This window comes from Pseudoglutamicibacter albus, assembly GCF_031458175.1.
GTDB classification, from domain to species: Bacteria; Actinomycetota; Actinomycetes; order Actinomycetales; family Micrococcaceae; genus Pseudoglutamicibacter; species Pseudoglutamicibacter albus.
The window spans coordinates 589,694-604,790 of the sequence record NZ_JAVDXX010000001.1 but is presented as its reverse complement, the minus strand read 5'-3'; the positions used below and the strand labels follow the sequence as shown (position 1 = coordinate 604,790).

Sequence of the window (15,097 nt, the reverse complement as noted above, 5' to 3'; positions counted from 1 at the left end):
TCCCACGGAACGAAAGGAACCGTGAGATCAACAATGATGAAGAATAAGCTCCGCGCAGGGCTTGCCGTTCTCTCCCTCTCCGCTCTCGCTTTGACAGCATGCGGCAACGACGGCAACGCGCCTGCTTCGAACAACGGTGAGGCTGGCCAGCAGCAGAACAACAACGCTCAGGGGCAGGCAAAACCGTTCTCCGAAATCAGCGCTGATGTGAAGCAGCAGTTGCAGAACCTGAAGTCCTACAAGCTGCAGGGCGAGTTCACTGCTTCCGACGGAAAGGTGCAGATTAGCTCAGTCCAAACCGTTGATCCGCAGGTCGCTGCAGACATGAAGATCAAGATGGACATCACGCAGGGTGGCCAGCAAATCAAGGGTGGCTTCGACATGAAGCTCGTAGGCGAAAACATGTACATGAAGTTCGGCGACGACCTTCTAGACAACATTTTTGCCAACGCAGGTGGTGAGGTGCCACCGCAAATACGCGAGACCTTCGACAAAATGCGCGGTAAATACATGACGATGCCGTTCTCTGAAACAGGCCAGTCAGCTCCAAACGCTTCAGACTTCACCAAGTTCGCTGAGTCGCTTGATATTTCCAAGGTCGAGGACCAAGGTGAGCCTGCAGAGATCAACGGCAAGAGCGCATTCAAATACAAGGGCACTGGAGAAGACGGTGAAACCTTGTTCTTTATCGACGCCGCTGACGGCAAAACCCTCCTCGCTGTTGAAGGTAGCGGCGAAGACATCATGTCGGAAAATCAGCTCAACACCGGCAACACAGGTTCCGGAGCCCCGATGCCAAAGGATCTGAAGGGCCGCGCTCGCATCAGCGACTTCAACCAGGAGTTCAAGATCGAGGCTCCGTCCAAGGACGAGACCGTCGACATGAGCGAAATCATGCCTGGCGGGGCGGGAGGTCCAGGAGCCTCGGGTAGCGGCTCGGATTCCTAATCCGTGGGAAGATAGAAGGTGGCCCGGTCGTCGTATGACGACCGGGCCACCTTCTTTCGTGTGTCACCGAACCCGTTTCAGAGAGTTCGGCACCCGTGGGTTACGGTTCAGACGCGCTGCAGAGCGTGCACCTTCCACGGATCGAGTTTCTCGCGGCCACCCAAACCATCCAACTCCAGGACCACAGCAACACCAGCAACAGTGCCGCCGACCTGCTCAACCAAAGAGGCAGCCGCAGCTGCGGTGCCGCCGGTGGCTAGCACATCGTCCACTAACAAGACCCGGCCGCCCTTAGGTAAAGCGTCACGGTGAACCTCAAGGGAGGCAGTGCCGTACTCCAGCTGATATTCCCGCGAATACACCTCACGCGGGAGCTTGCCGCCCTTACGCACCGTCATCAGGCCCACACCCGCCGCATACGCGACCGCGGACGCCAACAAGAACCCACGCGCTTCCAAACCAGCCACCGCATCGAACTGACCAGCGAACGGCTCAGCTAACGCATCCACTACCCGATGCAGCCCTTCAGCATCAGCGAAAACCGGGGTCAAATCACGGAACGTGATGCCAGGCTCGGGGTGGTCCGGGATGATCGCACACAAACGATCCAGCAGCTGCTCAATAGATTCCCCTACCGGTTCTTCCACCGGCTTGCGCGGCTCACTAGCCGCATCCCCCGCTTGCGTTCTCTCACGCATCTGCGCTGGCTGACTCATGACAGCATCCTTCGACATCAACAGGTGTACTCCTTGAAAAACTCTACGCACGCGGACCAAACGAATCGGAATGCAACGGCCCGTCAGCATACTGACGCACCTGATGCACCGACTTGATGAGGGCCTCCAACTGGCGTGCCACCGCATCCGGAGCCGTGCCACCCTGACCAGAACGAGCCTCGAGCGAGCCGCGCGTGGACAAGACCTCACGCATCTGCGGGGTCATCGCTTCCGATATACCGGCATAGTCTTCATCGGTGAGATCCCACAGCTCGCAATCCTTCGACTCGGCCAGAGACACCGCTTGCCCGGACAGCTCGTGAGCCACACGGAACGGGACACCCTGCTTGACCAGCCACTCGGCAATGTCAGTAGCCAGGGCGAAACCCTGCGGAGCCAGCTCAGCCATCCGCTCCGTATTGAAACGCAACGTAGCGATCATCCCGGAAACCGCAGGCAACAGAATCTCTAGGGTGTCCGCGGCATCGAAAACCGGTTCCTTATCTTCCTGCAGATCACGGTTATACGCGAGCGGAAGAGCCTTCAACGTAGCCAACAACCCCGTCAGATCACCGATCAGACGGCCCGCCTTACCGCGAGCTAACTCAGCGATATCCGGGTTCTTCTTCTGCGGCATAATCGAGGAACCCGTCGAATAACGGTCATCAAGATAAGCGAAATTCGCTTCCTTGGTGGCCCAGAAAATGATCTCCTCAGAAATCCGCGATAAATCCACGCCGATCATCGCGCACACCCACGCGAACTCCGCATACACATCACGCGAAGCCGTACCATCCAACGAGTTCCACGTAGCGGAGGCGAACCCTAGATCCGCGGCTACCCGGTTAGGGTCCAACCCCAACGTGTTCCCCGCCAGTGCCCCAGAACCATACGCCGAAACATTAGCGCGCTCGTCCCAGTCACGCAGACGCTCAACATTACGCAACAGAGCCCACGCGTGCGCCAACAAATGATGGCTCAACAAGATCGGCTGAGCATGCTGCAGATGCGTACGCCCCGGCATCGGCGCATACGGATGCGCTTGCGCCTGCTGAATCAACGCATCGATAACATCCACAACCCCGCGAGCAATCAAACGGGCGTGATCACGCAAAAACATGCGGCCTTGCGTTGCGATCTGATCGTTACGCGAACGCCCCGCACGCAACTTCCCACCCAGTTCCGCGCCCGTACGCTCAATCAGGCCGCGCTCGAGGGAACCGTGAACATCCTCATCGCTTAAAGCCGGCTGATACGCGCCCGAAACCACGTCCGCATCCAGCTTCTCAAGGCCAGTGAGCATGCCATCGAGCTCATCATCACTCAACAGGCCCGCGCGGTGCAGAACGTGCGCATGCGCCTTCGAACCGGCAATGTCATAGCGAGCCAAACGCCAATCGAAATGCGTTGACTTACTCAACGCGGCCATCGCTTCCGACGGGCCATCAGCGAAACGACCACCCCACAACGACCCCTCATTCGTGCCGTGAGGCGCTGCGTTCTGTTCTGCCGTCATGTATTACTCCTTGAAAGGCCGGGTTGCGGGCGCAAAGCACCGCCGTCCATTCTATCTATGGCCACCCCGTCTATGACTGTTCAAAGACACGGAGCCACCCAGGCTTCGTTAAGATGTTGCCTATGAGTGGAACGCACGATGCACACCAAAACGACGCGCAGGCAGGCGACGCGCAGCCAGGCGATGCGCAGCCAACCGACGCGCAGCCAGGCAATGCACAGCCCCTGCACCCGGCTGATCCGCGCCGCCGCTCCGGAACGGACTTCGAAGCAGCAATCGCCGCGCCACCACACGTTGGTGGCACCGGGCCGGCATTGAGTGATGAACAGGTCGAGTTCCTCAACAAGCTCTTCGACATGGCCCGTGAGGGCGACATGTTGCTGGTCGAATACGTCAAGCAGGGTATTCCGGCTGAAATCCAGAACAGCCGCGGCGACACGTTTTTGATCCTTGCCGCCTATTCAGGCCAAAGCGAGCTCGCGCTCGCGCTCATCGACGAGGCCGGCGCCGAGGTCAACTACCTCAATCAGTCGAATCAGTCAGCCCTCACGTGCGCCGTGTTCCGCGGTGACGAGCCACTCGTGCGCGCGCTTCTGGAACGCGGAGCACGGCCCGATGCGGGAACACCCAACGCGGTCGATGCCGCGAAAACCTTCGACCAAACGGCGCTACTACCGCTGCTGGAGGGCTCACCCGAGTAGTCGGCGAGCGCAAGCGGGCTAGCTATCAGGCACCCGACGCGTCTATATCGCGCCTGCGATCTCGAGGAATCGGCGGGCCACATCGTCCCCGCCGTGCGGGTCACGCGTGATCACTAACACCGTGTCGTCGCCTGCCACCGTCCCCAGAATCAGAGGGATAGCGGCGCGGTCGATCGCTTGCGCCAAGAAATTTGCGGCCCCTGGCGGGGTGTGGAGAACCGCCATGTTCGCGCTCGAATCAGCTGCGACCAGTAGTTGGGTGCACAGCTGAGCGAGCTTGCCACCCCACGCTTCCGGTTCCCCCGCAGCACTCGCGTGTGGGCGGCTCAACGCGGCGGGGTCCTCACCATCAGCCAACAAACGGTACACGTATCCCGTACCGTTGGCCCCACGCACCCGTACAGCGCCAACATCCAAAAGGTCGCGTGAGAGCGTTCCTTGCGAGACGTGGAAACCCTCGTCAGCAAGAATGTTGACCAGCTCGGCCTGCGAACCCACCGACGCGGTACTGAGGATCTCGCGGATACGCGCCTGCCGGGCTGTCTTGGTGGTCAACTGGGTTGGGGTCTTCAGCCCCGCCGCTGAGCTGTGTGCGGAGCCCGAGGAACTGTGTACGGAGCCCGCGGAGGAATGTGCCGACTCGCTCATCGGGCTTCCTCCTTGCCGTTCGGTGCGTCCGCCGCCAGGCCGGATTCATCCAGCAAGAACGTCAAGAGAGCCTTCTGGGCGTGAAGACGGTTCTCTGCCTCATCGAACACCACCGACTGCGGCCCGTCGATCACCGACTCGGAGATCTCGAAACCGCGGTAGGCCGGCAAACAGTGCAACACGATCGCGTCCGCGGCAGCGTGGCTCATCGCGGCATCATCGACCGCGTAGTCGGTGAACAGCTTGAGCCGCTGCTCTTTCTCATCTTCCTGCCCCATCGAGATCCAGGTGTCCGTGGCCACCACGTCGGCGTCTTTCAACGCTTCGACCGGATCAGTTGTCACCACTACGCTGCCGCCGGTTTCTTCCGTGCGTTTCTGCGCCTCCGCCACAACGTCCGCGGCCGGAAGATAGCCTTCAGGACCTGCGATCCGCACGTGCATACCCGCGGTCACGCACCCCAAAAGATACGAGTTCGCCATGTTGTTAGCGGCATCGCCAAGGTAGGCGATGCTCAAGCCGGCGGTTTTCCCTTTGTGTTCTCGGATGGTCAGCAGGTCAGCGAGGATCTGGCATGGATGGTAGTCATCGGTCAGGGAGTTCACGACCGGGATGCTCGCGTGCGCCGCGAACTCCTCGATGTCCGCGTGGGCGAACGTACGCCACACAACGGCAGCAACCATGCGGGAGAAAACCTTCGCCGAATCCTCAATGGTTTCCTTATGCCCCATCTGTGCCTCACCCGGGTTGATGATAAGCGCGTGCCCGCCCAAGTCAGCGACCCCGGTCGCGAACGAGAGCCGCGTACGGGTTGAGGTCTTATCGAAAATCACGGCGACAGTCTGCGGGCCCGCCAACGGAGAACGAGACCACCGCTGAGCTTTCAGGCGCTCAGCCATATCCAGAACCCGGTTCTGTTCCTGAGGGCTCAGATCTGTGTCTTTCAAGAAGTGACGTACCGAACTCATGCTTGCTGGCCTTCTTTCTGGGTATCGTCCTCACCTGTGCCTTCTTGTTCGCGCGCTTTCGCGGCTTCAGCGTGAAACTGTGCTTCAGCGTGAATCTGCGGGAACGCCTCAAGGAATGTCTGTAGCTCATCGCGGGAGATGTTCAGCGGCGGAGCCAAGCGGACCGTCGATGGCCCGGTTGCGTTGATGATGAAACCGGCATCAAGCCCGACGCGGACCATGTGGGGTGCGATCCCCTCGCCCACCTCGACACCGAGCAGCAAACCCTTACCGTGAACAGACTCCACCTCAGGTAACTGCGCAAGTTGTTCGGCAAGCCATGCACCCGTTTCTTTGACGTGACCCACAATCCCTTCAGACTCCAGAGCCTGAAGGACCGCGAGCCCCGCCGCGGTAGCGACCGGGTTACCGCCAAAGGTCGTCCCGTGCTGGCCTGCGCTCAAACGCTTCGAATTCTCTTCACCAAACGTGACCAACGCACCCAACGGCATACCGCCACCGAGGCCCTTAGCCAACGTCATCGCATCCGGAGTGACGCGCGATAGCGAAGCAAACCACTCGCCTGTGCGAGCAATACCGGTCTGCACCTCATCGACAATCATCAACGCCCCGTGCTCACGGGTCAGTCTACGGACCTCCTCAAGATAGCCCTCGGGAAGCTCACGCACCCCGGCCTCACCCTGAATCGGTTCAACAATCACGGCCTGAACCGTCTCATCCACCGCCTCTGTGAGCGCATCAACATCACCCGGCTCAATCCACTCAACGCCCGGTACCAGCGGCTCAAACGGAGCACGGTAGGCCGGCTTCCACGTCATAGACAACGCACCCATCGTGCGGCCGTGGAAACCCTGCTTCAAAGCCACGATGCGGGTCCGCGGCTTCTCATCAGTGCCGGCATTGCGGCGGGCCAGCTTGAACGCCGCCTCATTGGATTCAGTACCCGAATTAGTGAAAAACACGGCAGAACCGGAAGACGCTTGGGCCAATTTCAGGATCTTCTCGGCTAGCGCCACCTGGGTAGGAGAGGTGAAGAAGTTTGAGACATGACCCAACGTGGAGATCTGCTCAGACACGGCACGCACCACATCAGGGTGCCCGTGTCCCAAAGCGTTCACTGCGATACCGGCCAACAGATCCAAGTACTGATTACCGTCGGCATCCCACACGTACGAGCCCCGCCCGCGCACCAGAGGGCGCTGCGGCGTGCCGAACACACCCATGAGGCTTTCCTTGTAGCGTCCCAAAAGGCTCTCATTGGTCTCGCCCGTCTCCGAAGCCGCGCTATGGGAGCCACTCGCCTCCTGAGCCAGCGCCAACGCTGACTGCGCTACCGCATCGTAATCTTCAATACTCACGTTTCAGGCCTCCTCACCGTTCGGAACCACCTGCGTACCAACACCAGCGGACGTGAAAATCTCCAACATCATGCTGTGCGGTTTCCGCCCATCCACGATGTGAGCGCGAGACACCCCAGCCTCGATCGCCGCCAAACACGCCGTCATCTTAGGGATCATCCCCGACTCCAGCGAAGGCAACAGTTCAACCAACTCGCTGACGGTTAGCGAAGAAATCAGCGAATCCTTATCCGGCCAATTCGCGTATAGCCCCTCAACGTCCGTGAGGATCACGAGCTTGGAGGCACCCAACGCGCCAGCAAGAGCCGCGGCGGCCGTATCGGCATTCACATTGAGGACCTCGCCCGTTGGCTGGCCCCACGCATCGATCTCCGGGGCGACCGTTGAGATCACCGGGATACGGCCAGCATCGATCAGGTCCTCGACAGCGCTCGGATCAACACCAGTCACTTCCCCTACGAGCCCCAAATCGACCTCATGACCATCCACCACCGTGCCGCGGCGGCTGGCACGCAACAGCTGACCGTCCTCGCCCGAAAGCCCCACCGCATACCGTCCATGCGAGTTGATCAAACCCACCAGCTCGCGGCCCACCTGCCCTGTCAAGACCATCCGCACAATATCCATGGTCTCCGAGGTCGTGACGCGCAGCCCGCCACGGAACTTAGACTCGACACCCAGACGATCCAGCATCGCGTTGATCTGCGGCCCACCCCCATGAACCACGACCGGATGAACACCCATGTGATGCAGAAACACGATGTCTTGAGCGAACGCTTCCCGCAACTGGTCATTGATCATCGCGTTGCCGCCGTACTTGATGACCATGCGCGTCCCAGCGAAACGCTGAATCCACGGCAGAGCCTCAACCAGCGCCTCCGCTTTGCGGGCGGCGAGCGCGAGCCGTTCCGCTTGGGAACGCTGATTGATCGGTGTCTTGATCGACGACGTCTGCGGTGCCGGGTTCTGTTGGGCTGGGTCTTGTGGGCCGGGATCTGGGTTGCTCACGAGGTTTCCTTATCGGTTGAGGTGGCGGTAGCGACGGGTGCGGTGAGCTCAGGTTGAGTACGCGGAGTTTTCTTCGACGTAGTCGTGGGTGAGGTCGTTGGTCCAGATCGTCGCTGTTGCCTCACCTGCGTGCAGGTCGATTTCGACGTGCACGTCGCGTTGGGCTGATAGGTCCACGAGCTCGCGGGAGTCCCCTACCCCGCCGTTGCGGGCAACCCAGACGCCGTTCATGGCCACGCTGAGGCTCTCGGGTTCGAAGGCGGCTTGTGTGGTGCCGACCTCGGAGACCACGCGGCCCCAGTTCGGGTCGTTGCCGAAGATCGCGGTCTTGAAGAGGTTGGAGCGGGCCACGGCACGGGAGACTTCGAGTGCGTCGGCCTCGGAGGCTGCGTTGATGGTTGTGACAGCGATGTCGTGGCTTGCGCCTTCCGCGTCGCTGAGCAGCTGGCGTGCAAGGTCTACGCAGAGGGATGCGAGCAACTGCTCGAATTCCTCATCCGCCTTGACACCGGATGCGCCTGAGCTCATGATCAGCACGGTGTCATTCGTGGACATGCAACCATCCGAGTCAGCCCGGTTGAAGGACACTTCGACAGCTTGCTGCAGTGCGGCTTCAAGCCTGTGCTGCTCGATCACCGCATCGGTTGTGATGCACACGAGCATCGTCGCGAGTCCCGGCGCCAACATCCCGGCGCCCTTGGCCATCCCGCCGATCGTGTAGCCGGCCTCGGCAGTCACCTGAGCCTGCTTGGCGACGGTGTCGGTGGTCATGATCGCGTGGGCCGCATCCGCCCCACCATCAACCGATAGCTGCTTGAACGCCTCATCCGTGCCGGCTAACAAGGTATCCATCGGGAGCAGGACACCGATCATGCCGGTGGAGGCGACCTGAACCTGGTCAGGCTCACAACCCAACAGGTCCGAGACGTGCTGGCGGGTAGCCAACGCATCCGCGAGCCCCTGCTGACCAGTGCACGCGTTCGCGCCACCCGAGTTCAAAACCATCGCGTGCGCAGAACGGTTGCGTTCCAGCGCGGCACGCGAAACACGCACCGGGGCCGCGCACACGCGGTTAGTCGTGAACACGCCCGCGGCTACATAGTCCGGGCCGTCATTGACAACCAACGCAACATCTGGCTTACCTGAAGGCTTCAAACCTGCGGTGACGCCCGAGGCCCGGAAACCCTTCGCGGCCGTCACGCCCGCGAGCTCGCGGGCGGCATCTGCTGAGGTGTATTCCGGAAGCGGTTCAACGCTGACATGTTTGCTCATTACGGAGCCATACCTTCCTGCTGCAAACCAGCATGTTCTTCCAAGCCGAGCGCAAGGTTCATCGACTGAACCGCACCCCCTGCGGTCCCCTTGGTCAGGTTGTCCACCACCGCGGTCACGATGACGCGGCCGGCGTGCGCATCGAAGGCCAGTTGCATCTCAACATGGTTCGAGCCTGCAACGTTTTTGGTGTGCGGCCACTGACCTTCAGGCAGAACATGCACAAACCGCTCGTTTTGGTACATGTTCACCCACGCCTCACGCAGTTGCTCTGCGCTCACCCCGGGCTTGACGCGGGCGGTGGCCGTGGTGAGGATTCCACGCGGCATCGGGGCCAGCGTTGGTGTGAAAGAAATCTGGACAGGTTCACCGGCTAGCGCGCTCAGGCCCTGTTCGATCTCCGGGGTGTGTCGATGCATCCCACCGACGCCGTACGGGCTCATCCCGCCCATCGTCTCCGCACCCAGCAGATGCGGTTTGAGGGACTTGCCGGCACCTGAGGTGCCGGAGGCCGCAACAATGACAACATCCTGCGGTTCTAGGAGCCTCGCCGCCATCCCCGGGGCGAGTGCCAGCTGCGCTGAGGTCGGATAGCATCCAGGTACCGCGATGCGTTTGGTGCCGCGAAGCTTCTCGCGATGCCCTGGTAGCTCAGGCAGGCCATACGGCCACGAGCCAGCATGTTCACTTCCATAGAACTTTTCCCAGGCAACTGGGTCTTCGAGACGGTGATCCGCTGCCGCATCGATCACTAACACGTCCTCGCCAAGCTGCTCAGCGATCTCGGCGGAAGCTCCGTGCGGCAACGCTAGGAACACCACATCGTGGCCTGCGAGGGTTTCAGCGTTCGTGGGTTCAACCACCCTCTCTACCAACGAACGCAAGTGCGGCTGCGAAACACCCAACCGCTCCCCTGCGCTCGAATGCGCCGTGACTGCGCCAATGCTGACATGTGGATGTTGGGTGAGCAGGCGCAAAACCTCGCCGCCGGCGTAACCTGTGGCTCCAGAAACCGCTACCGAATACGTCATAAGCACATGATACGCCGCCATATTCACTCCAACGAATAGTTATGCAATGATGACGGGCCGGGAATGATCCCTACCTCCACCCCGCTATAAGCGTTGAGTTGCGTTCTATCAGAGCGCGAGAATCTCGAATCAAAAAATATGCAAAGGAGGCCAGCATGGCCCGCGCGATCCAGATGAAACACACCGGAGGCCCCGAGGTCCTCGCCCTCACCGACATCGAGGTTCCCGAGCCAGGCGAAAACCAGGTTCTGGTCAAGGTCGCTGCCGCAGGCGTGAACTTCATCGAGACGTATCAGCGCAGCGGCGTCTATTCCGTGGACCTGCCGTTCATTCCCGGCAGCGAGGGTGCCGGGACCGTGGCCGCGGTAGGGTCGGGTGTGACTAACTTCTCGGTTGGGGATGCTGTCGCGACCGCAGGTGGGCGGGGGTCTTATTCCGAATACATGCTCGTTGATGAGAACAAGCTCGCGCGCATCCCGGACGGGCTCGACCTCACGACCGCGGCAGCGTTGCCGTTGCAGGGCTTCACGAGCCACTACCTCATCAACTCGACCTATAACGTCCAAGACGGCGATGTGGTTCTCACGACCGCTGGCGCTGGCGGTGTGGGTGGGCTCATGACGCAGATGCTCAAAGCCAAGGGCGCGACCGTGATCACCACAACCTCCAGTGACGAGAAAGCCGCGATCGCGAAATCCAAGGGCGCGGACTACGTGCTGAAATACGATGAAGTGCCAGAGAAGGTCCTGGAGATTACCGACGGCCGCGGCGTGGATGTCGCCTACGACGGCGTCGGGAAAGACACGTTTGACAACTCACTGGCAAGCCTGCGGACCCGCGGGATGCTCGTGCTCTTCGGAGGCGCATCCGGACAGGTTCCACCCTTCGACCTACAACGTCTGAACGCCCAAGGCTCGATCAGCGTTTGCCGGCCGTCACTGGCTCACTACTGCCTCACCACCGAAGAGCTCCAGTGGCGGGCCAGCGACGTATTCGGGATGCTCGCCGACGGTGAACTCGAGGTCAGCATCGGAGGCACCTACGACCTCGCCGACGCCGCCCAAGCCCACGCCGACCTCGAAAGCGGCAAGACAACCGGCAAACTCGTGCTCACCATCTAATCCAACGCAAACGTACTGAACCAATACAGACACGTGAGGGGCGGCGCCACACGGCACCGCCCCTCAGCTCTGTTCGCTGCATTAGCTACACGCTGAATTAGCTACTTACTTCACTAGCCGTTCGGCACGCTAGCCGCGCAGTTGGGCCCCGTACTTCTCGGCCGCCAGCTGCACTGCCGCTTGGCGGGCTTCGGAGGCCTCGTCGGCTGTCAGCGTCCTGTCAGCGGCGCGGAAACGCATACCGAACGCGAGCGACTTCTGGCCTTCTTCGATGCCCTTGCCGCGGTAGTCATCGAACAGTTCGATGTGCTCCAGCAGCTCGCCGGCACCCTCACGCAACGTCTCGAGGACATCGGTGGCAGGGATATCCGCCGCCAAGGTCAACGCGACATCCTGCGTCGCTGCAGGGAACGTCGTGAGCGGCTCAGCGATCACGGCCTCCGGCATCCGGTTGATCAACGCCTCGGCGTCCAGTTCCATCGCGACCATGCGTTCCGGCAGGTCTTGGGAGGCCAACCAGTCAGGGTGAAGTTCCCCGGCCCAGCCCACGAGCTGGCCGTCCTTCGTCTCAAGACGCGCGGCACGGCCCGGGTGGAACGAGTGGTGGCTGCCCTGGCGGACCACGAGCTCAACACCCAACGTGTCAGCGACGAGGCGCGCGGCATCGATTGCGTCCGCCCAGTCCCACGCGCGTTCGGTCTCGCCGAGAACCGCGCGGGAGGCCTTACCGACCATGACAGCAGCGATGTGCCACGGCTGAACAGGGACGGTCGCGTTCAGCTCCGCGAGCACATCCGCCGATGGGCGCTCCCCGCCCGCAGGCAACTCGACCGGGCCCTGCATCTCGGCAGGCAAGAACACAAGCCCACCTTCGAAGAGTGCGAGGTCACGGAAGCCGCGGCCGTTATTGCGGCGCGCGATCTCGATGAGCCCCGACAGAAGCGACAAGCGCATCCAGCCGTATTCGGAAGACACCGGGTTGGCGAGGCGCACAGCCTCAACCTCGGCGTCGGCTTCAGTGGAACCGAACGCCGCGTTCTGAGCCTGGGACACGAACGGGTACGCGAGCACCTCGGTCATGCCGGCGCCGGCGAGCGCATCGCTGATGCGGCGGCGGCTGCGTTGAGCCACGGTCAGCCCACGGCCTGGCGGTGGAACCGGGATTGAGGAAGGGATGTTTTCGTAGCCGACCACGCGCGCGATCTCTTCGACGACGTCATCAGCGATGGTCATGTCTGGACGCCACAGCGGAACGGTGACGTCCCCGCCTTCATCGGTGCGGTTGAGTTCGCAGCCAACACCTTCGAGCGCGGATACGATTTGTTCCTCGGTGTATTCGATGCCGACGCGCTCGGCCGGGTAGTGCGCCGGAACGTGGATGAGCGTTGGCTCTGGGCGTTCGCCCACGTCTGCGCCCTTGCCGGTGTCGCGGCCGCCCGCGAGCTCGACCAGCAGGTCCACGACGCGCTGGGCGGCCACGGAGGCCATGTCCCAGTCCACGCCGCGCTCGTTGCGCTTAGCGGCCTCGGACGGCAGCTTGTGGCGGCGACGGCTGCGACCCGTGCTGACGGGGTCGAAGTTCGCTGCCTCAATCACGATCGTGCGGGTCTCATCCGAGACCTCGGTGGAGGCGCCACCCATGACGCCGGCGATGCCGATCGCCCCGGATTCGTCCGCGATCACGAGGTCCTCAGGGTTGAGTTCGCGTTCCTTCTCATCCAGCGTCACGAGCTTCTCGCCTGCCTCGGCGCGGCGCACTGTGATGCCGCCGGTGAGCTTATCGCGGTCGTAGCAGTGGGTCGGCTGCCCGAGCTCCCACATGACGTAGTTGGATATGTCCACCGGAAGCGAGACCGGACGCATGCCCGCAAGGCGCAAACGCTCAGCCATCCAGCTTGGGGTGGTCGCTTCCGGGTCGATGTCGGTGACGACGCGGGTCACGAAGCGCGTGCAGCCCTGGACGCCGCGGATCGGCGCTTGATCCTCGATGCGGGTCTCAACTTCGGCCTCGGTCGGCGCGGCCACGGTGACCTTGGATGCCGGGTCGGTGAACGATGTGCCGGTGGCCAACGCGTATTCGCGGGCTACGCCGCGGATCGAGAAGCAGTAGCCGCGGTCCGGGGTCACGTTGATTTCAGCGGCTTCATCCGTGAAGCCGAGCAACGGAAGCGCGTCCTGGCCGATCTCCGGGTCCAGGCCGAGGTCTGAGAACACGAGGATGCCGTCGTGGTCATCGCCCAAGCCGAGCTCGCGAGCCGAAGCCATCATGCCGGCCGAAACGTGACCGTAGGTCTTGCGCGGGCTGATGCGGAAATCCCCTGGCAGCACAGCGCCAGGCAAGGTCACGACGACCTTGTCCCCCACATCGAAGTTGTGGGCGCCACACACGATCCCCTGAACACCGGACGGATCGATGCCTTCGCCCGTCAACGTCTGCTCCTGACCTTCCGGCACAACACGCACAGAGCACCAGTTGATCGTCTTACCGTTCTTCTGTTCCTCCGGTTCACGGCTGAGTACCTGGCCAACCACGATCGGGCCGGTCAGCTCATCGAGGGGACGGTGAACGGCCTCTTCCTCAAGGCCCACACGGACCACATCGTTCATGAGGTCTTCCGCGCGAGCACCCTCAGGCAGTTCGGTGAACTCACGCAACCAAGAAAGTGGAATACGCATTGCTTAGATCTCCATCCCGAAGTGCTGGCTGAAGCGGATATCGCCCTCGATCATGTCGTGCATGTCAGGGACCATGTTGCGGAACATCAGGGTGCGTTCAACACCCATACCGAACGCGAACCCCGAGTACACGTCCGGGTCGATGCCGCCGGAACGCAGAACGTTCGGGTGCACCATGCCGCAGCCGCCCCATTCGATCCACTGCGGGCCGCCCTTAGCGTTCGGATGCCAAATATCCAGCTCAGCGGATGGCTCCGTGAACGGGAAGTAGGACGGACGCAAACGGATCTTCGCTTCCACGCCGAACATCTGGCGTGCGAAGTGCTCGAGCGTGCCTTTGAGGTCCGCCATAGTGAGGCCTTGATCCACTGCGAGACCCTCAAACTGGTGGAAAACCGGGGTGTGAGTCGCGTCCAGCTCATCGGTGCGGAACGTGCGGCCCGGACACAAGACATAGATCGGGACGTCGCGGTCCAGCATCGAACGCACCTGAACCGGCGACGTGTGGGTGCGCAAAACCAGGTGCTGGGACGGCGGGTCCACGAAGAACGTGTCCTGCATTTCGCGTGCCGGGTGGTCCTGGTCAAAGTTCAGCGCATCGAAGTTGTACCACTCGGATTCAACCTCGGGGCCCTCGGCGATCTCCCATCCCATGCCGACGAACACGTCTGAAACGCGCTCCTGCAGAAGCGAGAGCGGGTGGCGTGCACCTAAGACGGTGCGGCGCGGCTGAGCCGTGACATCCACGGTCTCTTCACGCAAACGACGGGCCGCACGCTCCGCTTCAAGAACCTCGGTGCGTGCCGCCAACGCCTTATTGATGCGGCCCTTGGCGCCACCGAGCAGCTTACCGGCGGTTGCCTTGTCCTTATTTTCAAGCTTGCCGATGCCGCGGTTAGCGAGCGTGATCGGCGCTTTGTCACCCAGGTGAGCCAGGCGTGCGGCTTTCAGCTCGTCAAGATCGCTTGCCTTCTCGAACGCCGTCAACGCGGCCGCAACAACAGCCTCAACGGCGGCTTCATCAGTCGGATGCGGAACCGGCGGAATCTCTGTAGCTACCTGCGCTGGAGACTCTGGCACAGCAGTTTCTTTCTCCATGGATGTTAGTCAGTCCTATCTATACGAAAGAAGTGG

The 15,097-nt window shown here is 61.7% G+C and carries 13 protein-coding genes; 3 read left to right on the top strand and 10 right to left on the bottom strand.

The window, feature by feature from the left end; translation table 11 throughout:
- Positions 1-33 precede the first annotated feature (33 nt).
- A complete protein-coding gene (locus J2S67_RS02610; protein WP_310246038.1) occupies positions 34-948 on the top strand; it encodes a hypothetical protein in 915 nt (304 codons plus the stop codon).
- Between the two features lie 107 nt (positions 949-1,055).
- On the opposite strand, the gene J2S67_RS02605 is transcribed toward J2S67_RS02610, so the two are convergent.
- Together J2S67_RS02605 and argH are read right to left on the bottom strand one after the other, a co-directional pair.
- Positions 1,056-1,664 carry an adenine phosphoribosyltransferase gene (locus J2S67_RS02605; RefSeq protein ID WP_310246035.1) on the bottom strand — a complete coding sequence of 203 codons (609 nt, stop codon included), beginning with the start codon at positions 1,662-1,664 and terminating at the stop codon, positions 1,056-1,058.
- 43 nt (positions 1,665-1,707) lie between these two features.
- Positions 1,708-3,180, bottom strand: coding sequence for an argininosuccinate lyase (gene argH / locus J2S67_RS02600; RefSeq protein ID WP_310246032.1), 1,473 nt, complete (start codon positions 3,178-3,180; stop codon positions 1,708-1,710).
- A gap of 122 nt (positions 3,181-3,302) precedes the next feature.
- On the opposite strand from argH, the gene J2S67_RS02595 reads away from it, so the two are divergent.
- Positions 3,303-3,881 (top strand): ankyrin repeat domain-containing protein, encoded by a 579-nt coding sequence (locus tag J2S67_RS02595; RefSeq protein ID WP_310246029.1) that lies wholly within the window; start codon positions 3,303-3,305, stop codon positions 3,879-3,881.
- Between the two features lie 42 nt (positions 3,882-3,923).
- Here J2S67_RS02595 and argR read toward each other — a convergent pair whose 3' ends face one another.
- The 6 genes from argR to argC form a co-directional block, all read right to left on the bottom strand.
- Complete coding sequence (argR, locus tag J2S67_RS02590) at positions 3,924-4,529, bottom strand: arginine repressor (RefSeq protein ID WP_310246027.1); 606 nt, start codon at positions 4,527-4,529, stop codon at positions 3,924-3,926.
- Positions 4,526-5,497 (bottom strand): ornithine carbamoyltransferase, encoded by a 972-nt coding sequence (gene argF, locus J2S67_RS02585; RefSeq protein WP_310246025.1) that lies wholly within the window; start codon positions 5,495-5,497, stop codon positions 4,526-4,528. The genes argR and argF overlap by 4 nt, the downstream gene beginning before the upstream one ends.
- The gene (locus tag J2S67_RS02580; protein WP_377650330.1) at positions 5,494-6,810 is read right to left on the bottom strand and encodes an acetylornithine transaminase; all 1,317 of its coding nucleotides are present in this window, start codon (positions 6,808-6,810) and stop codon (positions 5,494-5,496) included. The genes argF and J2S67_RS02580 overlap by 4 nt, the downstream gene beginning before the upstream one ends.
- A gap of 48 nt (positions 6,811-6,858) precedes the next feature.
- Complete coding sequence (gene argB / locus J2S67_RS02575; protein WP_310248677.1) at positions 6,859-7,785, bottom strand: acetylglutamate kinase; 927 nt, start codon at positions 7,783-7,785, stop codon at positions 6,859-6,861.
- A 126-nt stretch (positions 7,786-7,911) separates the two neighbouring features.
- A complete protein-coding gene (argJ, locus tag J2S67_RS02570; RefSeq protein WP_310246022.1) occupies positions 7,912-9,135 on the bottom strand; it encodes a bifunctional glutamate N-acetyltransferase/amino-acid acetyltransferase ArgJ in 1,224 nt (407 codons plus the stop codon).
- Positions 9,135-10,166: an N-acetyl-gamma-glutamyl-phosphate reductase gene (gene argC / locus J2S67_RS02565; RefSeq protein ID WP_310246019.1), complete on the bottom strand. Its 1,032-nt coding sequence runs from the start codon at positions 10,164-10,166 to the stop codon at positions 9,135-9,137. Before argC ends, argJ begins: the two co-directional genes overlap by 1 nt.
- Before the next feature lie 155 nt (positions 10,167-10,321).
- On the opposite strand from argC, the gene J2S67_RS02560 reads away from it, so the two are divergent.
- Positions 10,322-11,287, top strand: coding sequence for a quinone oxidoreductase family protein (locus J2S67_RS02560; protein WP_310246017.1), 966 nt, complete (start codon positions 10,322-10,324; stop codon positions 11,285-11,287).
- Positions 11,288-11,416: 129 nt separating this feature from the next.
- Here J2S67_RS02560 and pheT read toward each other — a convergent pair whose 3' ends face one another.
- The gene (gene pheT / locus J2S67_RS02555; RefSeq protein ID WP_310246014.1) at positions 11,417-13,963 is read right to left on the bottom strand and encodes a phenylalanine--tRNA ligase subunit beta; all 2,547 of its coding nucleotides are present in this window, start codon (positions 13,961-13,963) and stop codon (positions 11,417-11,419) included.
- Positions 13,964-13,966: 3 nt separating this feature from the next.
- Positions 13,967-15,061 carry a phenylalanine--tRNA ligase subunit alpha gene (gene pheS, locus J2S67_RS02550; protein ID WP_070507847.1) on the bottom strand — a complete coding sequence of 365 codons (1,095 nt, stop codon included), beginning with the start codon at positions 15,059-15,061 and terminating at the stop codon, positions 13,967-13,969.
- Positions 15,062-15,097: the final 36 nt, after the last annotated feature.